Genomic DNA, 20587 nt, shown 5'->3' with positions numbered 1-20587 from the left:
AGGTGACGACCCGTTTCTTTGAAGCGATGCTTACGCGTTGCCGCCCGAGAGCTTCTCGCGCAGAGCCGCGAGAGCCTCGTCGTCAGCGAGCGTGCCGGCGCCGGAGTCGCTGGTGAACGACTGCGCAGCGGCGAAGTCGTCGCCTGCGGCGGCCTCGGCCTCGGCTGCCTTGGCAACCGCGACCTTGTGAGCCTCCCAGCGCGTCTGGGCTGCAGCGTACTCCTGCTCCCAAGCCTCGCGAGCGGCGTCGAAGCCTTCCTTCCACGCACCGGTCTCGGGGTCGAAGCCCTCCGGGTACTTGTACTCGCCGTTCTCGTCGTACTCGGCGAGCATGCCGTACAGGGCCGGGTCGAACTCGGTGCCGAACGGGTCGACCGACTCGTTCGCCTGCTTCAGCGACAGCGAGATGCGGCGACGCTCGAGGTCGATGTCGATGACCTTGACGAAGACCTCTTCGCCGACCGACACGACCTGCTCAGCCAGCTCGACGTGCTTGCTGGAGAGCTCGGAGATGTGGACCAGACCCTCGATGCCGTCTGCGACGCGCACGAACGCACCGAACGGAACGAGCTTGGTGACCTTGCCCGGTGCGATCTGACCGATCGCGTGGGTGCGGGCGAAGACCTGCCACGGGTCCTCCTGCGTCGCCTTCAGCGACAGGGAGACGCGCTCGCGGTCGAGGTCGACCTCGAGGATCTCGACGGTGACCTCCTGGCCGACCTCGACGACCTCGGAAGCGTGCTCGATGTGCTTCCAGGACAGCTCGGAGACGTGCACGAGGCCGTCAACGCCGCCCAGGTCGACGAACGCACCGAAGTTGACGATCGAGGACACGACACCCTTGCGGACCTGACCCTTGTGCAGGTTGTTGAGGAAGGTCGTGCGGGACTCGGACTGCGTCTGCTCCAGCAGGGCGCGGCGCGAGAGGACCACGTTGTTGCGGTTCTTGTCGAGCTCGAGGATCTTCGCCTCGATCTCCTGGCCGAGGTACGGCGTGAGGTCGCGGACGCGGCGCAGCTCGATCAGCGACGCCGGCAGGAAGCCACGGAGTCCGATGTCGACGATGAGGCCACCCTTGACGACCTCGATGACGGTGCCGGTGACGACCCCGTCGTTCTCCTTGATCTTCTCGACGTCGCCCCAGGCGCGCTCGTACTGCGCACGCTTCTTGGAGAGGATCAGTCGGCCTTCCTTGTCCTCCTTCTGGAGAACGAGGGCCTCGACCAGGTCGCCGACAGCGACGACCTCGTTGGGGTCGACGTCGTGCTTGATGGAAAGCTCGCGCGAGGGGATGACGCCCTCGGTCTTGTAACCGACGTCCAGCAGAACCTCGTCGCGGTCGATCTTGACGATCGTGCCCTCGATGATGTCGCCGTCGTTGAAGAACTTCAGGGTCTTCTCGACCGCGGCCAGGAAGTCCTCGGCAGATCCGATGTCGTTGATCGCGACCTGCTTGGTGGCCGGGGCGGTCGTTGCGGTAGTCATTTAGTGGGTTGTCCTTGTTGAATGGGTGCTCGGGCTTCCGACCCACGTGCGCACACGTGTCTGATGGTGGGAAAGCGAATGGATTTTGGAGTGCTGTCTCGAAGGCACGCGCCAGCGCGCCACAAGTGACACTTCAGATTATCAGGTTCGGCGGCAGATGTCTCCTGTGGATAACTCCTGCGGATGCCGAGCCGTTGGCGTTAGCGTGATCGGGTGATCTTCCCCCGCTCCCGCCATCGTGGTCTGACCGTCCTCGGCGTCGTCGCTCTGGCCGCCGGCTGCCTCGTCGGATGCGCACCGGGACCCGAGCCGACGCCCACGCCGACATCCGCTTTCGCGTCCGAGGAGGAGGCGTTCGCCGCCGCGGAAGAGGTGTACCGGGCGTACACACACACGCTCAACGAACAGCGGTCAGGTGTTGCCGGAGCCGATCCCATGGACTATCTCACGGGAACAGCGTTGGAAGACGAACTCCAGAGCCAACGAGACCTGGAGTCAGCCAAGATCTCAATACAAGGAGCGACAGAGGTTGTGAAGTTCGCTCCAGACAGCGCCGAGATCGAATGCACCCCGGAGGTCGCTGGGGTCGTTTGTCTAGATCTGTCGGGCACCGTTGTTCTGGGCGACGATGGTTCCGACATCACCCCCGATGATCGTAGTGAGGTCGCGGCGCTCCAGGTCGCGTTCACATGGAACGGTTCTAGTCTGCTCATCTCCGAGTCCTCTCTTTCGGACGCGCGATGTTGAGTGAACTCATCGTCGCGGCACTTCTTTCGGGGACGCTCGTCGGATTCGGCGCAAATGGATGCAGCCAGACCGAGGTCATCACCGGTGCGTGCGGGAAAGTCGAGGGCGGTGAGGTCGTCGTCGGCGGCACCGGGAACGAGGACGGCTCCGATGGCCGAGACGGACGCGACGGTGACAACGGTTCGCGTGGCCGCGATCATGACTTCGACGGCGGTCCAGCACAGCCCGACGCACCGTCCGAGTTCGAGCAGTGCCTGGACGACTGGAATCGCTACATCGGCTGCTTCGAACGCGGGGATCCCACGGATCCCGCAGACCCGGCAGACCCCGGGGTTCCGGCGATCCCGGTCGTCACGATCACCGACGTCGCTCGCTTCGCCCCGTCCGGTGCACTCGTCACGGCCGAACCGGACAACGTCGGAGTCGTCGGTCTCCCGACGAACTTCGTCGCCTCGGCATCCGCTCAGACCGTCGGCGGAGAGCTCTTCGGCTACCCGATCTCCGTGCGCTTCACGCCCGTCGGGTTCGACTTCGACTACGGCGACGGCGTCACCGCGACGACTCCCGACGGCGGCGCGAGCTGGGCGACGCTGAACCAGGCGCAGTTCACGCCCACCCCGACGAGCCACGTGTACGCGCAGCGCGGGGAGTACACCGCGACCGTCGACGTCCGCTACACCGCCGAGATCGACCTGGGCATCGGCTGGTTCCCGATCGACGGCGAGCTCACCAGCGCTGGACAGGGACAGCAGGTGCGGATCTTCGAGGCGCACACCGCTCTCGTCGCCCACACCTGCGAACAGGCGCCCTCCTCCCCCGGCTGCTGACGCAGGTCACGGCGCGAAGATCCAGACCCGCGAGTCCCTCATCCCCTCCCACCCCGACCAGTCGGTGCCGCCGACGACCACGAGCTGCTCACCCGCCCAAGCTGTGACGCCGACGACGTCCGGTGCGTCCGCCGGAGTCGTCGTCACGGTCCAGCTCTCTTCGGCGTCATCGAAGATGTAACCGCCGCCGGTTCCGCCTCCGACGGGGAGAGCTCCGGGTCCGGCGCAACCTCAGTGCATCCGGCGAGCAGCAGCACTACGGCCACGGCGACGCCCGTCACGGTCCTCATACCCACGGGTGTCACCGCCCGGGCGTCCGTCTCGAAACACGCCTGTGCCATGCTGATCCCATGAGCGACAGGCTGATGCTGCTGGACACCGCGAGCCTCTATTTCCGTGCCTTCTACGGGGTGCCCGACAAGGTGAAAGCACCCGACGGCTCCCCCATCAACGCCGCGCGCGGACTGCTCGACATGATCGCGAAGCTCGTCTCGACGTACCAGCCGACGCATCTCATCGCCTGCTGGGACGACGACTGGCGCCCGCAGTGGCGCGTGGACCTCATCCCCAGTTACAAGGCGCATCGCGTCGTCGAGGTCGTGCCGAACGGCGCAGACGTCGAAGAGGTCCCCGACCCGCTCGAAGTGCAGATTCCGCTCATCCGGGCGGAGCTCACGGCCCTCGGCATCCCGATCATCGGCGTCGCGGAGCACGAGGCCGACGACGTGATCGGCACCCTTGCGACCCACGCCACGATGCCGGTCGACATCGTCACGGGCGACCGCGATCTCTTCCAGCTCATCGATGACGAACGCGATGTGCGCGTCATCTACACCGCGCGCGGCATGAGCAACCTCGACACGCTCACCGATGCGAGCGTCGTCGTGAAGTATGGGGTTCTGCCGTCGCAGTACGCGGACTTCGCCACCATGCGCGGCGACGCATCCGACGGACTCCCCGGTGTGGCCGGCGTCGGCGAGAAGACCGCGGCGACGCTGCTCCAAACCCACGGCGATCTCGACGGCATCCGCGCCGCCGCGCGCGCAGGAGAGGGCATGTCCGCCGGCCTCCAGGCCAAGGTCCTCGCCGCGTCCGACTACCTCGACGTCGCGCCGACAGTCGTCAGAGTCGCCCGCGATCTCGAGATCACGGCCCCCACCGTTCCGCTCGGCCATCTCGACGACGCTGCGAAGGATGCCGCTGTCGCCCTCGCCGAGACCTGGAATCTCGGCACGTCCATGACGCGCGCGCTGGCCGCGCTGCCCGGCTGATCCTCAGCCCGCCCACGCGAGCAGGCGGTCCACTCCCCAGGTCGTGATGATCCGCGCCGCCGGAACGCCTGCGTGCTCGGCGCGCAGGGCGCCGTGGTCGAGCAGCGACAGCTGGCCCGGCGCATGCGCGTCCGAATCGATCGAGAACAGACAGCCTTCCTCCAGCGCGATCGCGATCAATTCGTCCGGCGGATCCTGTCGCTCCGGCCGCGAGTTGATCTCGACCGCGACACCGTGCTCCGCGCACGCCGCGAACACGGCGCGGGCGTCGAACTCGGATGCCGGTCTCGTCCCCCGCTCCCCCTGCACGAGCCGCCCGGTGCAGTGCCCGAGGACGTTGACGCGGCCCGAGCGCACCGCCGTGAGCATGCGCTCGGTCATCGGCGCGGCATCCATGCGGAGTTTGGAATGCACGGATGCCACCACGATGTCCAGCTCTTCGAGCAGATCCGGTTCCTGATCGAGCGCACCGTCTTCGAGGATGTCCACCTCTATGCCTGCCAGCACCCGCAGCCCGGCATCCGACTCGGCCCGCACCAGCGGGATCTGCTCGCACAGCCGCTCGGCACTCAGGCCCCGAGCCACCCGCAACCGCGGCGAGTGGTCCGTGATGGCCAGGAACTCGTGCCCGAGTGCGCGAGCCGCGTCCGCCATGGTGCGGATCGGAGTCGTACCGTCCGACCAGTCGGTGTGAGCGTGCAGGTCGCCGCGCAGCAGACCGCGGAGCGTCGAGGCGATCTCCGGCTCGACCTCGCCGCGCAGCTCGACGAGGTAGCGCGGCACGTCGCCAGCCTGAGCCTGCGTGATCACTTCGAACGTCGAGGCGCCGATGCCCTTCGCCGCGCGCAGCCGCGTCGGATCCGCCCGCACATCGTCCGGCAGCGAGTCCCAGGTCGCCGCGGCCTGACGGAACGCCTTGGCCCGGTATCGCGAGGCGCGCTCGCGCTCCAGCAGCGCGGCGATCTCGAGGAGCGCGGCCGCCGGATCCATGATCAGGCCGTGGCCAGCTCGCGGGAGACCGACACCCACGCGTCGAGCTTCGCGGACGCGCGCCCGTCGTCCACCGCCGCCGCCGCCGCCGCGTAGCCATCGCGCAACCGGTCCAGAATCGGACGCTGCACCTGCGCCGCATCCTGCGACAGCTCGTACGCCACGATTCCGGCGGCCGCATTCAGAAGCACGATGTCCCGCACAGGGCCCTGTTCGCCGCCAAGCGTCCGTCGGAGGATGTCGGCGTTGTGCTCTGGCGTTCCGCCGATGAGGTCAGACAGATCGGCCAGCGGGATGCCGAGATCGCGCGGGTCGAGATCGTGCTCGTGGATGTCGCCGCGCGACACCTCCCAGATCCGGCTGTGGCCGGTGGTCGTGAGTTCGTCCAGACCGTCGTCACCGCGGAAGACGAGCGCGGTCGCGCCGCGCGTGCGGAAGACACCCGTGATGAGCGGCACCCGCTCGAGCTGTGCCACGCCGACCGCGTTGGCCTCGGCGCGGGCCGGGTTGCAGAGCGGTCCGAGCATGTTGAACACGGTCGGGATGCCGAGCTCGGCGCGCGCGGCGCCCGCGTGCTTGAACCCGGGGTGGAAGGCCGCGGCCCACGCGAAGGTGATCCCGGTGCGAGCGAGCACGGACGCGACGTGGTCGGGCGACAGCGAGAGTTCGAGTCCCAGCGCCCCCAGGACGTCGGATGCTCCGGATGCCGAGCTCGCAGCGCGGTTGCCATGCTTGACGACCGGGACGCCGGTGGCACCGATGATGACCGCAGCGGTGGTCGAGATGTTGACGGTGCCGACGCGATCGCCGCCGGTCCCGACGATGTCGAGCACGTCGGGAGAGACCGGCAGCGGGACCGCGGCTTCGAGGATCGCGTCACGGAAGCCGACGATCTCGTCGATCGTCTCGCCCTTGGCACGCAGGGCGACGAGGAAACCTGCCAGCTTCGCGTCCGACACGTTCCCGTTCATGACCTGGCGCATGGCCCACGTCGATTCCCAGACGCTGAGATCGCGTCGCTCGAGAAGCGTGGTGAGCACATCGGACCAGGTCAGGGATTCAGCCATGTGTGCGATCCTATCGGCGCGCAGAAATTCCTTATGTCGCCGCCACCTGTCCCGGCATCCGCAGTTTCCCTTGTATTCACCGCAGATTCGCAGGCGTTTCTTAGGTTGCCCTAAGTGCCATGCGAGCGAATCGGGGGCCGGCGATGCAAGAATCGCGCCCCGGGATCGGCCATAATGGAGGGGTGACGACCTCAGCGACGTATGCCTCGGCGGCAAGAACGATCAAGCGCCCCAATCCGGTAGCTGTCGGCACCATCGTGTGGCTCGGCAGCGAGGTGATGTTCTTCGCGGGCCTGTTCGCGATCTACTTCACTCTCCGCAGCACTTCCCCGGAGCTGTGGGCGCAGGAGACCGAACTGCTCAACGTCCCGTTCGCGGCGATCAACACGGCTATCCTGGTGCTGTCCTCCGTGACATGCCAGATGGGCGTCTTCGCCGCCGAGGACCTGCAGCCCTACCGCATCGCCAAGGGGCAGCTGAACCCGTCCGGCCGTCGCCGCCTGTTCGGCTGGGGCATGGTCGAGTGGTTCTGGCTCACCTTCGCGCTCGGCGCGATCTTCGTCTCCGGCCAGGTCTGGGAGTACGCCCAGCTGGTCGCCGAGGGGCTGCCGATCCAGGCCAACTCCTACGCTTCGGCGTTCTACATCACCACGGGCTTCCACGCCCTGCACGTCACCGGTGGCCTCATCGCGTTCCTGCTCGTCATGGGCCGCGCGTTCGCCGTCAAGAACTTCACGCATAAGGAGGCGACCTCCTCGATCGTGGTGTCCTACTACTGGCACTTCGTCGACGTCGTCTGGATCGTGCTGTTCTTCGTCATCTACTTCCTGAAATAAGAGCGGAGCTGATCCCTGAGATGGCACGAGAGAAGAAGCGCCGTTCGAACGGTCGCCGCAGCCCCTTCGCGGCAGCGGCACTGATCGGAGCAGGACTCCTCATCACCGGCGGCGTGTACGCCGGTGCATCAGCGGCGATCGCCGCGACCGAGACACCGACCGTCGCCTCGGCAGCCCTGACCGTCGAGGACGGCGAGAAGCTGTTCCAGGCAAACTGCGCCACCTGCCACGGTCTCGACATGCAGGGAACCGACAACGGCCCCAGCCTGGTCGGCGTCGGTGAACTCGCCACCGAGTTCCAGCTGTCGACCGGTCGCATGCCGCTGCAGATGCAGGGACCGCAGGCGCCGCAGAAGCCGGTGCAGTTCACGGAGGACCAGATCCAGGCGATCTCCTCCTACGTGCAGTCCGTGGCCCCCGGCCCGACGTACCCCGCCGACTGGATCACCTCCGGTGAGGCGAACCCCGAGAACGCCGAGGACGAGGCGAGCGTCTCGCACGGTGCAGAGCTGTTCCGCGTGAACTGCGCGATGTGCCACAACGTCGCCGCCGCCGGTGGCGCGCTCACTGAAGGCAAGTACGCTCCGGCGCTCACCGAGACCAGCGCGCTGCACATCTACGCCGCTATGGTCACGGGTCCGCAGAACATGCCCGTGTTCGGCAACATGAACCTGTCCGACGAGGACAAGCGCGACATCATCGCCGCACTGGTCTTCCAGCAGGAGTCGGTGCAGCCGGGCGGCTTCTCGCTCGGATCCCTTGGCCCGGTCTCCGAGGGCCTGTTCGTGTGGATCTTCGGCATCGGCGCGCTTGTCGCCATCACCGTGTGGATCACGGCGAAGTCCAACTGACGCATATTCATCGAAGAGGAACGTACGAGGAGCACCATGGCACACGACGACGACTCGCAGGCTCTTGACAGGGCCTACCAGCCCTCTCCTGGGCTGGGTGTCGCAGTCAGCGATCCCGTGCAGAACCCGGGGCTGCCGCCGCACCGCGAGCGGATGACCGACAAGGACCCGCGCGCTGAGAAGCGCGCCGTCCGCACGGTCTACACGCTCTTCTACCTGTCGCTGGCCGGGTCCATCTGGGCGGTCGCCGCCTACATGCTGTTCCCGATCGAGGACCAGTCGCTGGTGTCGATCCGCTACAACAACCTGTTCATCGGTCTCGGCATCGGCCTCGCGCTGCTGTCGCTCGGCCTCGGAGCCATCCACTGGTCCAAGGCCCTGATGAGCGACAAGGAATTCACGGAGCACCGCCACCCGACGCGCGGCAAGGACTCCACCCGTGAGGCCACGATCAAGGCCTTCGCGGACGCGAACGAGGAGTCCGGGTTCGGACGACGCGTGATGATCCGCAACTCGCTGTTCGCAGCGCTCGTCGCATCGATCATTCCCGGCGTCATGCTGTTCCGCGGCCTCGCACCGCACTCGACTCCGGACGACCCGACCGCCGGCGATCCCGTCGTGCTGCTTCAGCACACGATGTGGGCCGAAGGCCAGCGTCTTGTGCGCGACCCGGATGGCACTCCCATCCGTGCGGCTGACGTCACTCTCGGTTCGGCGTTCCACGTCATCCCCGAGGACCTCGCGACGCTGTCCCACCACGACGGCTACCTCGAGGAGAAGGCCAAGGCGATCGTGCTGATGATGCGCCTGCGCCCCGAGCAGCTGATCGAGGCCGAGGACCGCAAGGACTGGTCGTACGACGGCATCGTCGCGTACTCGAAGGTCTGCACGCACGTCGGCTGCCCCGTCGCCCTGTACGAGCAGCAGACGCACCACCTGCTGTGCCCGTGCCACCAGTCGCAGTTCGACGTCACGGACCACGCCAAGGTCATCTTCGGCCCGGCCGCGCGTCCGCTGCCGCAGCTGCCCATCACCGTCGACGACGAGGGATATCTCGTCGCACGCAGTGACTTCCACGAACCCGTCGGCCCGAGCTTCTGGGAGCGCCATTGAGCACCGCAACGCTGTCCAACGAGGACAAAGACACCAAGGCACCCCTCGGCGGCCGCTTCGTCGGCGCCGCGTCGAACTACATCGATGAGCGCACCAGCCTCTCCGGGTTCGTCAAGGAGCTCGGTCGCAAGATCTTCCCCGACCACTGGTCGTTCATGCTCGGCGAGATCGCGCTGTGGAGCTTCGTCGTCGTGTTCCTCTCCGGAACCTTCCTGACGTTCTTCTTCCAGGCGTCGATGGTCGAGACGCACTACACCGGTGCGTACGCCCCGATGCGCGGCATCGAGATGTCAGCGGCTCTCGAGTCGACTCTGAACATCTCGTTCGACGTGCGCGGCGGACTGCTGGTGCGCCAGATCCACCACTGGGCGGCTCTGGTGTTCATCGCCGGCATCGGCGTGCACATGCTGCGCATCTTCTTCACGGGTGCGTTCCGCAAGCCGCGCGAGCTCAACTGGGTCATCGGCTTCGTGCTGTTCGTCCTGGCGCTCGCTGAGGGCTTCACCGGCTACTCCCTGCCGGACGACCTGCTCTCCGGAAACGGCCTGCGCATCATCGACGGCATGGTGAAGGGTCTCCCGCTGATCGGCACGTGGACGTCGTTCCTCGTGTTCGGCGGCGAGTTCCCGGGCACCGACATCGTCGGCCGCCTGTACACCCTGCACATCCTGCTGCTGCCGCTGCTGGTCATCGCCTTCATCGTGCTGCACCTGATGCTCATGGTGATCAACAAGCACACGCAGTTCGCCGGCCCCGGCCGCTCGAACGACAACGTCGTCGGCTACCCGATGATGCCGGTCTACATGTCGAAGATGGGCGGCTACCTGTTCATCGTCTTCGGCACGATCGTGCTGATCGCGACGTTCTTCCAGATCAACCCGATCTGGAACTACGGCCCGTACGACCCGTCCCCCGTCTCCGCCGGAACCCAGCCGGACTGGTACATCGGCTTCGCGGACGGCGCTCTGCGTCTGGCCCCATCGAACTGGGACATCGTCTTCCTCGACCGCACCTGGTCGTTCGGCATCATCGTCCCGGTGCTGGTGCTCATGGTGTTCCTCGTCGCGGTCGCGCTCTACCCCTTCATCGAGGCATGGGTCACCGGCGACAAGCGCGAGCACCACATCGCTCAGCGCCCCCGCAACGCGGCCACGCGCACGGCGATCGGTGTCGCCGGCGTCCTCTTCTACGCGGTCATGTGGGCTGCGGCATCCTCCGACCTCATCGCGACGCACTTCATGCTCACGATGGAAGGTGTGATCCACACGCTCCAGGCGCTGCTCTTCCTGGCGCCGATCCTCGGCTACTTCGTCACGAAGCGCATCTGCATCGCGCTGCAGAAGAAGGACCGCGAGATCGTTCTGCACGGATACGAGTCCGGTCGCATCGTGCGCCTGCCCGGCGGCGAGTTCATCGAGGTGCACCAGCCCGTCGACAAGTACGACCGCTGGAAGCTCATCGACGTCGACGGCTACGAGCCGCTGGTCGTGCGCCCGAACGCCAAGGGCCGCATCCCGTGGACGGAGAACCTGCGTTCGGCCATGTCGCGCTGGTTCTACGAGGACCGTCTCGCTCCGCTCACGCAGGCAGAGGTGGATGCGGCGGATGCGCATCAGCACCACGTCACCGCCCACATGGACGAGACCGAGGCCGAGGAGATCCGCGGCGCTCACGAGCGCGCCGGTGCTCCGGACGCCCCGCTCATCGCCTCGGAGGACCACGTCGGCGAGACCGCGAACACGCCGAGCACGGTCATCGCAACCGACCCGGTGAAGCCCAAGAAGAAGTCGGAGGACGGCGAGTAGCACCGCCGCCCTCCCCCGGCCCCGTCGCGATTCGCGGCGGGGCCTTCTTCGTGTCGCGAATCGCACGAGAGGTGACCGCTGCACGACGGCGGCAGGGCCACGGCATCCGTACGCTGGGATCATGATCGATCGTGCCGCCTTCTTCGCCTCCAAGCTCGCCTGCGAAACAGACCCCAGCGACCTGTACGCCCGTCTGAGGGCGAGCGACGACGTCGTGGTCATCGATGTCCGCTCCGACGAGGCATGGGCGCAGGGCCGTGTCGCCGGGGCCGTGCACATGCACTACAACGACATCGCCGGGCGTGCGCCTGCGGAGATCCCCGCCGGCACCGAGGTCGTCGTGTACTGCTGGAGCCCCGGATGCAACGCCGGAGCCAAGGGCGCACTGGAGTTCGCCAAGCTGGGCTACGACGTGCGCGAGATGATCGGCGGGTTCGAGTACTGGGTGCGCGAGGGCTATCCCGTCGAGAACGCCGATGGCGTCCATCGCCGCCCCATCGATCCGCTCACGGGAGTCCCCCGCATCCGGACGCGCGCCTGACCGCGCATCCATCTGATAGCCTCGCGCCACGAGCCTGCAGGACGTGACGACGACGCCGGATACCCTCCGGCGTGCTCGCTAGCAGACTCAGCGAACCAGAGCCCCGGGGAGTTGTTCCCGGGGCTTCGTCGTCGTCTCACGATCATCTCCTCGATCGACATTCAAGGTGGACCGATCCGGCTGCCAGCGCATCTTCACCCCGAGCTCGAGAGCGCACTGCAGCAGGTGGGTGTCGCGTTCCGGCGTGCGCCGGGCGAAGCGGCGTTCTACGGCCCGAAGATCGACGTCCAGGTACGGGATGCAGCCGGGCGCGAGGAGACCCTCGCCACGATCCAGATCGATCGCGTTATGCCCGAACGCTTCGGACTGAGCTACATCATCGAAGCCGTGAGCGTGGAGATCGCCACGAGAGCGCTGCACAAGCCGTTCTGACCGGCAGTCCCCCCCGCACGACGATGGCCCCCGGGAGAACCGGGGGCCATCGTCGTTCACAACGGTGTCAGCGGGCGAAGTTGCCGCGGTAGTACTCGTACACCCAGCCCACGATCGCGACCACGAAGACCGCGAGGCCGATCGGCAGGAGGAAGTGTCCGACCGCGAGGCCGACGACGAAGATCGCCGCGGAACCCGCGAGGACGATCGGCCACCACGACCACGGGCTGAACTCACCGAGCTCGGGGTCTCCGTCGTCGATGTCGCTGGTCAGGATGTCTTCCGGCAACTCCCCACCCTGCGCGCGGTGCGTGCGGTGCAGATAGAAAGCGACCATCGCGCCCATGAAGGCGGTGAACAGCAGAGCGATCGTTCCGACCCACTCGATCGCGGTGACGACAGGGCGGTCCTGGTGCTCCAGGATGTTCCAGGCCGTGTAGATCACGGCCACGACGGCGAAGAAGGCGGTCAGCACCCACCACAGGATGACGTTGTCGCGCATGTTACTTGGCCTCTCCGTTCGCGCCGACCAGGACGGGCTCCGGAGCCGCGACCGGGTGCTCTGCAGCCTCCGGGTGGTTCAGGTCGAACGCAGGACGCTCGCTGCGGATGCGAGGGATGGACGTGAAGTTGTGACGCGGCGGCGGGCAGCTGGTCGCCCACTCGAGCGATGCGCCGTAGCCCCACGGGTCGTTCACGGTGACCTTTGGCGCCTTGCGTGCCGTGATCCAGACGTTCAAGAAGAACGGCAGCATCGACGCACCCAGGATGATGGCACCGATCGTCGAGACCTGGTTCTGCCAGGTCCAGCCCTCGGCCGCGGAGTAGTCCGCGTAGCGGCGGACCATGCCGTCGACGCCCAGCCAGTGCTGGATGAGGAAGGTCATGTGGAAGCCGATGAACAGCATCCAGAAGTGCACGTACCCGAGACGCTCGTTCAGCATCCGCCCTGTCCACTTCGGCCACCAGAAGTAGAAGCCGGCGAACATGGCGAACACCACCGTGCCGAAGACCACGTAGTGGAAGTGCGCAACGACGAAGTACGAGTCGGACAGCGCGAAGTCGAGCGGCGGCGAGGCGAGGATCACACCGGTCAGACCACCGAAGACAAACGACACGAGGAAGCCGAGGGCGAAGACCATCGGTGTCTCGAACGTGACCGATCCGCGCCACATCGTACCGATCCAGTTGAAGATCTTCACACCCGTCGGAACCGCGATGAGCATGGTCATCAGTGAGAAGAACGGCAGCAGCACGGAACCCGTGACGTACATGTGGTGCGCCCACACGGCGACGGAGAGGGCCGCGATCGCGATCGTCGCGTAGACGAGGGTCTTGTACCCGAAGATCGGCTTGCGGCTGAAGACCGGGAAGATCTCGGAGACGATGCCGAAGAACGGCAGCGCGATGATGTACACCTCGGGGTGACCGAAGAACCAGAACAGGTGCTGCCAGAGGAGCACGCCGCCGTTGGCCGGGTCGTAGATGTGGGCACCGAGGATGCGGTCGGCTGCGGCGGCGAAGATCGCGGCGGCGAGAACCGGGAAGGCCATCAGGATCAGCAAGCTGGTGATGAGCGTGTTCCAGCTGAAGATCGGCATGCGCCACATCGTCATACCGGGGGCCCGCATCGTGATGACGGTGGTGATGAAGTTCACCGCGCCGAGGATCGTTCCGAAACCGGAGATGCCGAGTCCGACCATCCACAGGTTCCCACCGGCGCCGGGAGAGAACGAGGCGTTGGCAAGCGGCTGATACGCGAACCAGCCGAACGAGGCAGCACCCTGCGGGGTGAGGAAGCCGGCGACGGCGATCGTCGAGCCGAACAGGAACAGCCAGAAGGCGAACGCGTTCAGACGCGGGAAGGCGACATCGGGAGCACCGAGCTGCAGCGGCAGGATCGCGTTGGCGAAGCCGGCGAACAGCGGCGTCGCGAACATGAGCAGCATGATCGTGCCGTGCATGGTGAAGAGCTGGTTGTACTGCTCCTTCGTCGGGATGATCTGCATACCCGGGGCGAAGAGCTCAGCGCGGATGACGAGAGCCATCACGCCGCCGAGGAGGAAGAACAGCACGGACGCGATCAGGTACATGTACCCGATGGTCTTGTGGTCGGTGGAGGTGATCCACTTGACGACGATGTTGCCCTTCTGCTCCACGCGCGAGGAGCTCATGAGAGCGGCCTGGCGTGCAGGCAGTGCGCTGGTGCGGTGAGCTGCGGCGTCACCGGATGCGGGAGTGGTGGACATGAGGATTACTCTCCCTCTTCCTCGGAGCCCGCCTCGGACGAGCCAGTGGTGCCCGGGAGGTTCGACAGGCGGTCGTAGGCATCGGCGATGTCGCCGGTGTTGCCCTTCTCACGCAGTTCTTCGACGTAGTCGTCGTACTCGTCCTGCTCGACGACCTTGACGTTGAACAGCATCATCGAGTGGTACTCGCCGCAGAGCTCTGCGCACTTGCCGGCGTACTCGCCGACACGCGTCGGAGTGAAGGACCAGGTGTTGTCCTTCCCGATGTACATGTCCTTCTTGTAGAGGAAGTCGATGATCCAGAACGAGTGGATGACGTCGCGCGACTGAAGGTGGATCGTGACGTCCTGGTCGACGGGAAGAACCAGCGTCGGGAGCTGCTCCTCATCGACGTTGCCGTCCTTGTCCGGCTGAGCCTGGATGCCCATGGTCCACACGGCATCCGACATGTCGTCGTCCTCGCCGGCGTACATGAAGTCCCACGACCACTGCTTGCCGATCGCGGTGATCTCGACGTCGGGCTCTTCCCACTGCGTCTCGATGGCCGTCTGGTCGCGAGCCGTGAAGAAGAACATCCCCAGGACGAGCAGCAGCGGCACGATCGTGTAGAAGATCTCGATCGGCATGTTGTAGCGCAGCTGCACCGGCAGACCGGTCTGCCCCTTGCGGCGGCGGTAGGCGATCGCCGCCCAGGCCATGAGGCCCCAGGTGATGATGCCGACGGCGAGGAGCACGATCCAGGAGTTCACCCAGAGACCGGAGACCCGCTCGGTCTGGTTGGTGGCGGCCGGGCCGTCTTCGACGAAGCCAGGAAGGAAGCCGTTCAGCTCGGTGGGAGTACATCCCGCCAGGGCCACGGCTGCCGCGATTCCCAGAGGAATGGCGGCCCAACGAAGGCGGCGTTTCGAGGGCACGATGCACCTTTCAGATCGCGGACAGGGCCTACCCAGTCTAGGGCAACCTCACACCTGATTCACGCCAACCACGCAGGTTGACGTGTGCGTCGGGGTCAGTGGAAGCTGTCGCCGCAGGCGCAGCTGCCCGCCGCGTTCGGGTTGTCGATCGTGAAGCCCTGCTCCGAGATCGTGTCCTTGAAATCGATCGATGCACCGTCGAGGTACGGGACGCTCATGTTGTCCACGATGACCTCGACGCCATCGAAGTCGACGGTCTCGTCGCCGTCGAGGTAGCGCTCGTCGAAGTACAGCTGGTAGATCAGGCCGGAGCAGCCGCCGGGCTGGACAGCGACGCGCAGACGGAGGTCGTCGCGTCCCTCCTGCTCGAGAAGGTTCTTGACCTTGATCGCCGCAGCGTCGGTCAGCTTCACCCCGTGTGCGGTGGTGGTCTCGTTGGTCAGTGTGGTGTCGCTCATCTCACTCCTAGGGGACGGGCCGCATGCGGCACGGCGTTCTTCAGATTCTACCGCCGGGTGCGCCGGCCGGGCGTGTCAGCGCGCGATGCGGTTCATGCGCGTCAGCATCAGCGCCTCGGTGCGCACCGCATGCCGGAACGTATCCAGGTGCAGCGACTCGTTCGGGCTGTGCGCGCGTGCGTGCGGATCCTCGACACCCGTGACCAGGATCTGGGCCTCCGGAAACTCGCGGACGAGGTCTGCGATGAACGGAATCGATCCACCGACGCCGAGATCCACGGGTTCGACGCCGTAGCCGTCGGCCATCGCCGCACGGGTGAGCGCCACCGCCCAGCCGCTCGTGTCGACGAGGAATCCGTCTCCGAGGTCGACATCCGAGAACGTCAGCTGTGCACCGAACGGCGCGTTGGCCCTGAGGTGCTTCTCCAGCGCGGCATACGCATCCGCACCGCTCTGGCCCGGTGCAACGCGTGCGCTGATGACGACGGTCACCTCGGGCGAGAGCGTGTTGGATGCCGAGGCCACGCTGGTCGCGTCCACGCCGATCACCGTGACGGACGGCTTGTTCCAGATCCGGCTGAGGATGCTGTCCCGACCGATCGGCGATACGCCGTCCGGAAGACCCGCCTCGTCGCGGAGCGTGTCCTCGGAGTACTCGGGGGTGACCGCATCCCGCTGCGCGAGCCCGTCGACGGCGACGGCACCGTCGGCATCCCACAGCGAGTCCAGGAGTTTGATCGTCGCCATCATCGCGTCCGGGACCGCGCCGCCGTACATACCGGAGTGCGACGCGTGCTCGAGCGTGCGCACGGTCAGCGTGAAGCGGGCGTTGCCGCGCAGCGAGACCGTCAGACCAGGGGTACGGGCATCCCAGTTGCCCGAGTCGGCCACCACGATCGCGTCCGCGCGGAGGGCGTCGGCGTTGTCGCTCAGGAACTGACCGAACGAGCGGGAGCCGTACTCCTCCTCCCCCTCGATGAACAGCGCGACGCCGAGGTCGAGGTCGGCGCCGACGGCATCCGCGACGGCACGCAGCGACGCGATGTGCGCCATGATCCCTGCCTTGTCATCGGCCGCGCCGCGGCCGTACATGCGGCCGTCACGGACGGTGGGCTCGAACGGAGGCGTCTCCCACAGCGCGTCGTCCCCGGGAGGCTGCACGTCGTGATGCGCGTAGAGCAGAATCGTGGGGCGGCCGTTGCGGGCGGCCTTCGTGGCGAGGATCGCCGGCTGGCCGACCTCATCGGTCCCTGGGACCGCCGCCCGCAGCACGCGCACGTCGTCGAAGACTCCGGTGTCGCGCACGAGCGACGAGATCGCATCCGCGCTGCGCTCGAGCTGCGACTGATCGAAGGACGGCCAGGCGATGCCGGGGATGCGGACGAGATCGCCCAGATCGCCGAGCGCGCGCGGCAGGCCGGTCGCGACGGATTCGAGCACCGCCTCTTCGACGGCGAGGTCTTCAGGTGTCTGCGAATCAGAAGAGGTCATGCGGGTAATCTTAAGGGCGAACCCCTTCACGTGACCGAGGAGCCCTGTGGCCATTCCGACCCCTGAGACGAACGACGACGCCGCAAAGACGCCCGCCGTCGGCAAGGGGCGCGCGACCCCGTCGCGCGCCGAGCAGGAAGCGGCCCGCCGCCGCCCGCTGGTGGCGAACACCAAGGAGGCGAAGGCCGCGGCCAAGGCGCAGCTGAACGAGCAGCGCGAGAAGGCCCGGGTCGGCATGGCGAACGGCGACGACCGGTACCTGCCGCCGCGCGACAAGGGTCCGCAGCGCCGTTGGGTGCGCGACTACGTGGATGCCGGTTGGCACCTGTCCGAGTGGATCATGGCGCTGATGCTGGTCGTGATCCTGGTCTCGCTCGTGCCGAACGCCGCCGTGTCGTTCTACGCGTTCGTCGGCCTGTGGGCGTACCTGCTCATCTCGATCCTCGACATGGTGCTGCTCGCGAACCGCGTGAAGCGCAAGGCCGCTGCGAAGTTCGGCAAGGACAAGCTCGAGAAGGGCCTCGGCTGGTACGCGGCCATGCGCGCCCTGCAGATGCGCTTCATGCGCCTGCCCAAGCCGCAGGTCAAGCGCCGCCAGTACCCCGCCTGATTCCGCGCGGCTCAGTGTCCGCCGCGCGGCTCAGCGCCCGCGGCGCGGCTCAGCGCCCGCGGCGCAGGCCGCGGGTGATCTGGCGACCCCAGAACGGTCCGCGGTACAGGAAGCCGGTGTAGCCCTGCACGAGCGTGGCCCCGGCATCCAGACGCGCGCGCACGTCATCGGCCGTCTCGACGCCGCCGACCGCGATCACGCAGAACTCGGCGGGGACGGCAGCACGCACGACCTTCAGCACCTGCATCGAGCGTTCCCGTAGCGGAGCGCCCGAGAGTCCGCCCGCCCCCGCGGCCTCGACCTTGGCCGGATCGGTCTTCAGCCCATCACGCGAGATCGTCGTGTTGTGCGCGATGATTCCCGCGAGCCCTTCGGACACGGCGAGCTGAGCGATCGCGGCGATCTCCTCGTCCGGCAGATCGGGGGCGATCTTCACGAGCAGAGGCGTGTCGCCAGCGGCATCCTTGACCGCGCGCAGCAGCGGAGCGAGCGTTTCCACGGCCTGCAGACCGCGCAGGCCCGGCGTGTTCGGGGATGAGACGTTGACGGCGAGATAGTCCGCGAGCGGGGCGAGCTTCGTCGCGCTCGTGACGTAGTCCGCGGTCGCGTTCTCGACCTCGACGACACGGCTCTTGCCGATGTTGACGCCGATGACGGTGTTCGGCTTACGTCGGCGGAGCTTCGCGAGACGCTTCGCCGCGGCATCCGCTCCGGCGTTGTTGAAGCCCATCCGGTTGATGACCGCGCGATCGGGGATCAGGCGGAACAGGCGCGGTTTGGGGTTGCCATCCTGCGGGATCGCCGTGATCGTGCCGACCTCGACATGTCCGAAGCCGAGCGCCGCGAGACCACGCACACCGACGGCGTTCTTGTCGAATCCAGCGGCGATGCCGAAGGGCGACGGGAACTCCAGTCCGAGCGCGCTGACGCGCTGCTCGGCCGGTGGCGCCGTCAGCGCACGAGTCGCCCACGAGAACGGCGGAACGCCGAGCACGCGGATCACCGCCATGCCGGCATGGTGGGCGAATTCGGGATCGAGGCGCGACAGGACGACGCGGAAGAGCAGCGGATACATCCCTGCCAGATTACCGGTCGTCTGCCGCGTTCCCCGCGCGCTCGTGGTCGGCGCGCAGATCGGTGATGGCGCTCTCGAAGTCCTCGAGTGAATCGAACGCCTGGTAGACGCTCGCGAATCGCAGGTAGGCGACCTCGTCGAGCTCGCGCAGCGGTCCGAGGATCGCGAGTCCGATCTCATTGGCGTCCAACTGCGAGACGCCCGTCGCGCGAACGTTCTCCTCCACGCGCTGCGCCAGGACGGCCAGGTCCGAGTCGGTCACCGGGCGCCCCTGGCAGGCCTTGCGCACGCCGGAGATGACCTTGTCACGACTGAACGGCTCCATGACGCCGCTGCGCTTGATGACGTTCAGGCTCGCAGTCTCAGTCGTCGAGAACCGGCCACCGCACTCGGGGCACTGTCTGCGGCGACGGATCGACAGACCGTCGTCGCTGGTGCGCGAGTCGATGACGCGGGAATCCGGATGCCGGCAGAACGGACAGTGCATTTGAGTCAGCGTACCCGGTCAGTCGGCAGTCGCTTCGGAGGTGAAGCGCGCCTCGATCGCTTCGCCGTGAGCCGGCAGCACCTCGGTGTTCGCGAGCGCGACGACGCCGGAGCGCACCTGCGCCAGCGCGGCGTGATCGTAGCGGATCACCTGCTGCGGACGCAGGAACGTGTAGGCACCGAGCCCCGGGGCGTAGCGCGCCTGACCGCCGGTCGGAAGTACGTGGTTGCTCCCGGCCATGTAGTCGCCGAGGCTGACCGGGGTCTGGTCCCCCACGAACACCGCTCCGGCACTGGTGAATTCGGATGCCGCGGCATCCGCGTCCTCGAGGTGCAGCTCGAGGTGCTCCGGTGCGTAGGCGTTGCTGAAGGCGGTCGCCATGGCCCGATCGTCGACGAGCACGATCGCGGACTGCTCACCGTTCAGGGCGGCGGCGACGCGCTCGGCGTGCCGGGTGGATGCCGCCTGCTGCTCGACCTCAGCCGCGACGCGCTCGGCGAGATCAGCGGAGTCGGTCACGAGCACCGCAGACGCCTGCTCGTCGTGCTCGGCCTGGCTGATCAGGTCCGCCGCGATGAGGCGCGCGTCCGCCTCGGCATCCGCGACGATGAGGATCTCGGTCGCGCCGGCTTCCGAGTCCGTGCCGACGACACCGGCGACGACGCGCTTTGCGGAGGCGACGTAGTTGTTGCCCGGTCCGGAGACCACATCGACCGGGTCGAGTCCGATGCCGGCGACGCCGTGGGCGAAAGCCCCGATCGCACCGGCGCCGCCCATCGCGTACACCTCGTCGATGCCGAGCAGGCCGGCGGCGGCGAGGATCGTCGGGTGGATGCGTCCGTCCTGATCCGCCTGCGGCGGCGAGGCGAGCGCGATCTGCTCGACGCCGGCAACCTGCGCGGGCACGACGTTCATGATCACGCTCGACGGGTAGACGGCCTTGCCGCCGGGAATGTAGACGCCGACGCGCCTGACCGGCTGCCACCGCTGCATGATACGCGCACCGGGACCGATGTCGGTCGTCTGCTCGGCGGGGACCTGTGCGGCAGACGCCTGTCGCACGCGACGGATGGTCTCCTCCAGCGCGAAGCGGATCTCCGGGTCGAGTGCGGCCACGGCCTCGGCGATGTGCTCGGCCGGCACCGTCACATCGTGTCCGGTGACACGATCGAAGCGCTCGGCCTGGTCGCGCAGAGCCGCCTCGCCGTCGGCGCGGACGTCTTCGACGACGCGGGCGGCCGTGTCGAGTGCCTCGGCGCGCGCCTGCGCCGCGCGCGGGACGGCCGCGAGCATGTCGGATGCCGAGAGCTCTCGCCCTCGGAGATCGATGGTGCGCAT

The 20587-nt window shown here is 67.1% G+C and carries 22 protein-coding genes; 10 read left to right on the top strand and 12 right to left on the bottom strand.

Features of this window, described 5'->3' with window-relative positions:
• Nucleotides 1-30: 30 nt before the first annotated feature.
• Nucleotides 31-1485, bottom strand: a complete 1455-nt coding sequence (rpsA, locus tag ACWAT3_RS00450) for a 30S ribosomal protein S1 (RefSeq protein WP_406245608.1) — start codon at nucleotides 1483-1485, stop codon at nucleotides 31-33.
• A 213-nt stretch (nucleotides 1486-1698) separates the two neighbouring features.
• On the opposite strand from rpsA, the gene ACWAT3_RS00445 reads away from it, so the two are divergent.
• Both ACWAT3_RS00445 and ACWAT3_RS00440 read left to right on the top strand, forming a co-directional pair.
• Nucleotides 1699-2232: a hypothetical protein gene (locus ACWAT3_RS00445; protein WP_460794954.1), complete on the top strand. Its 534-nt coding sequence runs from the start codon at nucleotides 1699-1701 to the stop codon at nucleotides 2230-2232.
• Entirely contained in the window at nucleotides 2226-3059 is an 834-nt protein-coding gene (locus ACWAT3_RS00440; protein WP_460794952.1) for a hypothetical protein, read from the top strand. Before ACWAT3_RS00445 ends, ACWAT3_RS00440 begins: the two co-directional genes overlap by 7 nt.
• A 6-nt stretch (nucleotides 3060-3065) precedes the next feature.
• Here ACWAT3_RS00440 and ACWAT3_RS00435 read toward each other — a convergent pair whose 3' ends face one another.
• Entirely contained in the window at nucleotides 3066-3206 is a 141-nt protein-coding gene (locus ACWAT3_RS00435) for a hypothetical protein (protein ID WP_460794950.1), read from the bottom strand.
• A 203-nt stretch (nucleotides 3207-3409) separates the two neighbouring features.
• Here ACWAT3_RS00435 and ACWAT3_RS00430 point away from each other — a divergent pair, with 203 nt between their 5' ends.
• Nucleotides 3410-4330 carry a 5'-3' exonuclease gene (locus tag ACWAT3_RS00430; RefSeq protein ID WP_460794949.1) on the top strand — a complete coding sequence of 307 codons (921 nt, stop codon included), beginning with the start codon at nucleotides 3410-3412 and terminating at the stop codon, nucleotides 4328-4330.
• Between the two features lie 3 nt (nucleotides 4331-4333).
• Here the strand turns inward: ACWAT3_RS00430 and ACWAT3_RS00425 are convergent, their stop codons facing one another.
• Both ACWAT3_RS00425 and trpD read right to left on the bottom strand, forming a co-directional pair.
• Nucleotides 4334-5320, bottom strand: coding sequence for a PHP domain-containing protein (locus tag ACWAT3_RS00425; protein WP_460794948.1), 987 nt, complete (start codon nucleotides 5318-5320; stop codon nucleotides 4334-4336).
• A 2-nt stretch (nucleotides 5321-5322) separates the two neighbouring features.
• Nucleotides 5323-6387, bottom strand: a complete 1065-nt coding sequence (gene trpD / locus ACWAT3_RS00420; protein WP_460794946.1) for an anthranilate phosphoribosyltransferase — start codon at nucleotides 6385-6387, stop codon at nucleotides 5323-5325.
• A gap of 143 nt (nucleotides 6388-6530) precedes the next feature.
• Between trpD and ctaE the strand changes: the two genes are divergently transcribed.
• The 6 genes from ctaE to ACWAT3_RS00390 all read left to right on the top strand — a co-directional run bounded on the left by ctaE (nucleotide 6531) and on the right by ACWAT3_RS00390 (nucleotide 11965).
• Nucleotides 6531-7223: an aa3-type cytochrome oxidase subunit III gene (gene ctaE, locus ACWAT3_RS00415; RefSeq protein ID WP_460794944.1), complete on the top strand. Its 693-nt coding sequence runs from the start codon at nucleotides 6531-6533 to the stop codon at nucleotides 7221-7223.
• A 20-nt stretch (nucleotides 7224-7243) separates the two neighbouring features.
• Nucleotides 7244-8074, top strand: a complete 831-nt coding sequence (qcrC, locus tag ACWAT3_RS00410; protein WP_460794942.1) for a cytochrome bc1 complex diheme cytochrome c subunit — start codon at nucleotides 7244-7246, stop codon at nucleotides 8072-8074.
• Between the two features lie 36 nt (nucleotides 8075-8110).
• Complete coding sequence (gene qcrA / locus ACWAT3_RS00405; protein WP_460794940.1) at nucleotides 8111-9187, top strand: cytochrome bc1 complex Rieske iron-sulfur subunit; 1077 nt, start codon at nucleotides 8111-8113, stop codon at nucleotides 9185-9187.
• Nucleotides 9184-10992, top strand: a complete 1809-nt coding sequence (gene qcrB / locus ACWAT3_RS00400; RefSeq protein ID WP_460794938.1) for a cytochrome bc1 complex cytochrome b subunit — start codon at nucleotides 9184-9186, stop codon at nucleotides 10990-10992. The genes qcrA and qcrB overlap by 4 nt, the downstream gene beginning before the upstream one ends.
• Before the next feature lie 121 nt (nucleotides 10993-11113).
• Complete coding sequence (locus tag ACWAT3_RS00395; RefSeq protein ID WP_460794936.1) at nucleotides 11114-11533, top strand: rhodanese-like domain-containing protein; 420 nt, start codon at nucleotides 11114-11116, stop codon at nucleotides 11531-11533.
• A gap of 111 nt (nucleotides 11534-11644) precedes the next feature.
• Nucleotides 11645-11965, top strand: coding sequence for a hypothetical protein (locus ACWAT3_RS00390; RefSeq protein ID WP_460794934.1), 321 nt, complete (start codon nucleotides 11645-11647; stop codon nucleotides 11963-11965).
• Between the two features lie 67 nt (nucleotides 11966-12032).
• Here the strand turns inward: ACWAT3_RS00390 and ACWAT3_RS00385 are convergent, their stop codons facing one another.
• The 5 genes from ACWAT3_RS00385 to ACWAT3_RS00365 all read right to left on the bottom strand — a co-directional run bounded on the left by ACWAT3_RS00385 (nucleotide 12033) and on the right by ACWAT3_RS00365 (nucleotide 17077).
• The gene (locus ACWAT3_RS00385; protein ID WP_460794932.1) at nucleotides 12033-12467 is read right to left on the bottom strand and encodes a cytochrome c oxidase subunit 4; all 435 of its coding nucleotides are present in this window, start codon (nucleotides 12465-12467) and stop codon (nucleotides 12033-12035) included.
• Nucleotide 12468: 1 nt separating this feature from the next.
• The gene (gene ctaD / locus ACWAT3_RS00380; protein WP_460794930.1) at nucleotides 12469-14214 is read right to left on the bottom strand and encodes an aa3-type cytochrome oxidase subunit I; all 1746 of its coding nucleotides are present in this window, start codon (nucleotides 14212-14214) and stop codon (nucleotides 12469-12471) included.
• A gap of 5 nt (nucleotides 14215-14219) precedes the next feature.
• Nucleotides 14220-15128, bottom strand: a complete 909-nt coding sequence (gene ctaC / locus ACWAT3_RS00375) for an aa3-type cytochrome oxidase subunit II (protein WP_460794928.1) — start codon at nucleotides 15126-15128, stop codon at nucleotides 14220-14222.
• Between the two features lie 95 nt (nucleotides 15129-15223).
• On the bottom strand, nucleotides 15224-15586 hold the full coding sequence (gene erpA, locus ACWAT3_RS00370) for an iron-sulfur cluster insertion protein ErpA (RefSeq protein ID WP_460794926.1): 363 nt from the start codon (nucleotides 15584-15586) through the stop codon (nucleotides 15224-15226).
• Nucleotides 15587-15661: 75 nt separating this feature from the next.
• Nucleotides 15662-17077 (bottom strand): M20/M25/M40 family metallo-hydrolase, encoded by a 1416-nt coding sequence (locus tag ACWAT3_RS00365; RefSeq protein WP_460794924.1) that lies wholly within the window; start codon nucleotides 17075-17077, stop codon nucleotides 15662-15664.
• A 46-nt stretch (nucleotides 17078-17123) separates the two neighbouring features.
• On the opposite strand from ACWAT3_RS00365, the gene ACWAT3_RS00360 reads away from it, so the two are divergent.
• Nucleotides 17124-17687 (top strand): DUF3043 domain-containing protein, encoded by a 564-nt coding sequence (locus ACWAT3_RS00360; RefSeq protein ID WP_460794922.1) that lies wholly within the window; start codon nucleotides 17124-17126, stop codon nucleotides 17685-17687.
• A gap of 49 nt (nucleotides 17688-17736) precedes the next feature.
• Here the strand turns inward: ACWAT3_RS00360 and ACWAT3_RS00355 are convergent, their stop codons facing one another.
• Genes ACWAT3_RS00355 through hisD form a run of 3 tightly spaced genes read right to left on the bottom strand, consistent with a single transcriptional unit; the run spans nucleotide 17737 to nucleotide 20587 of the window.
• A complete protein-coding gene (locus tag ACWAT3_RS00355) occupies nucleotides 17737-18762 on the bottom strand; it encodes a quinone-dependent dihydroorotate dehydrogenase (RefSeq protein ID WP_460794920.1) in 1026 nt (341 codons plus the stop codon).
• A gap of 10 nt (nucleotides 18763-18772) precedes the next feature.
• Nucleotides 18773-19249, bottom strand: a complete 477-nt coding sequence (nrdR, locus tag ACWAT3_RS00350) for a transcriptional regulator NrdR (RefSeq protein WP_460794918.1) — start codon at nucleotides 19247-19249, stop codon at nucleotides 18773-18775.
• 18 nt (nucleotides 19250-19267) lie between these two features.
• Nucleotides 19268-20587 carry a histidinol dehydrogenase gene (hisD, locus tag ACWAT3_RS00345; RefSeq protein WP_460794916.1) on the bottom strand — a complete coding sequence of 440 codons (1320 nt, stop codon included), beginning with the start codon at nucleotides 20585-20587 and terminating at the stop codon, nucleotides 19268-19270.

The organism is Microbacterium sp. GXF0217 (genome assembly GCF_054798195.1).
This window is presented reverse-complemented; position numbering and strand designations above follow the sequence as displayed.

Coding starts and splice junctions, on each gene's coding strand:
- nrdR (WP_460794918.1), bottom strand. CDS start 19,249: ATGCACTGTCCGTTCTGCCGGCATCCGGATTCCCGCGTCATCGACTCG.
- ACWAT3_RS00385 (WP_460794932.1), bottom strand. CDS start 12,467: ATGCGCGACAACGTCATCCTGTGGTGGGTGCTGACCGCCTTCTTCGCC.
- hisD (WP_460794916.1), bottom strand. CDS start 20,587: ATGCGCACCATCGATCTCCGAGGGCGAGAGCTCTCGGCATCCGACATG.
- erpA (WP_460794926.1), bottom strand. CDS start 15,586: ATGAGCGACACCACACTGACCAACGAGACCACCACCGCACACGGGGTG.
- ctaE (WP_460794944.1), top strand. CDS start 6,531: ATGCAAGAATCGCGCCCCGGGATCGGCCATAATGGAGGGGTGACGACC.
- ACWAT3_RS00365 (WP_460794924.1), bottom strand. CDS start 17,077: ATGACCTCTTCTGATTCGCAGACACCTGAAGACCTCGCCGTCGAAGAG.
- ACWAT3_RS00355 (WP_460794920.1), bottom strand. CDS start 18,762: ATGTATCCGCTGCTCTTCCGCGTCGTCCTGTCGCGCCTCGATCCCGAA.
- qcrC (WP_460794942.1), top strand. CDS start 7,244: ATGGCACGAGAGAAGAAGCGCCGTTCGAACGGTCGCCGCAGCCCCTTC.
- qcrA (WP_460794940.1), top strand. CDS start 8,111: ATGGCACACGACGACGACTCGCAGGCTCTTGACAGGGCCTACCAGCCC.
- ACWAT3_RS00430 (WP_460794949.1), top strand. CDS start 3,410: ATGAGCGACAGGCTGATGCTGCTGGACACCGCGAGCCTCTATTTCCGT.
- trpD (WP_460794946.1), bottom strand. CDS start 6,387: ATGGCTGAATCCCTGACCTGGTCCGATGTGCTCACCACGCTTCTCGAG.
- ctaD (WP_460794930.1), bottom strand. CDS start 14,214: ATGTCCACCACTCCCGCATCCGGTGACGCCGCAGCTCACCGCACCAGC.
- ACWAT3_RS00440 (WP_460794952.1), top strand. CDS start 2,226: ATGTTGAGTGAACTCATCGTCGCGGCACTTCTTTCGGGGACGCTCGTC.
- ACWAT3_RS00425 (WP_460794948.1), bottom strand. CDS start 5,320: ATGGATCCGGCGGCCGCGCTCCTCGAGATCGCCGCGCTGCTGGAGCGC.
- rpsA (WP_406245608.1), bottom strand. CDS start 1,485: ATGACTACCGCAACGACCGCCCCGGCCACCAAGCAGGTCGCGATCAAC.
- ACWAT3_RS00395 (WP_460794936.1), top strand. CDS start 11,114: ATGATCGATCGTGCCGCCTTCTTCGCCTCCAAGCTCGCCTGCGAAACA.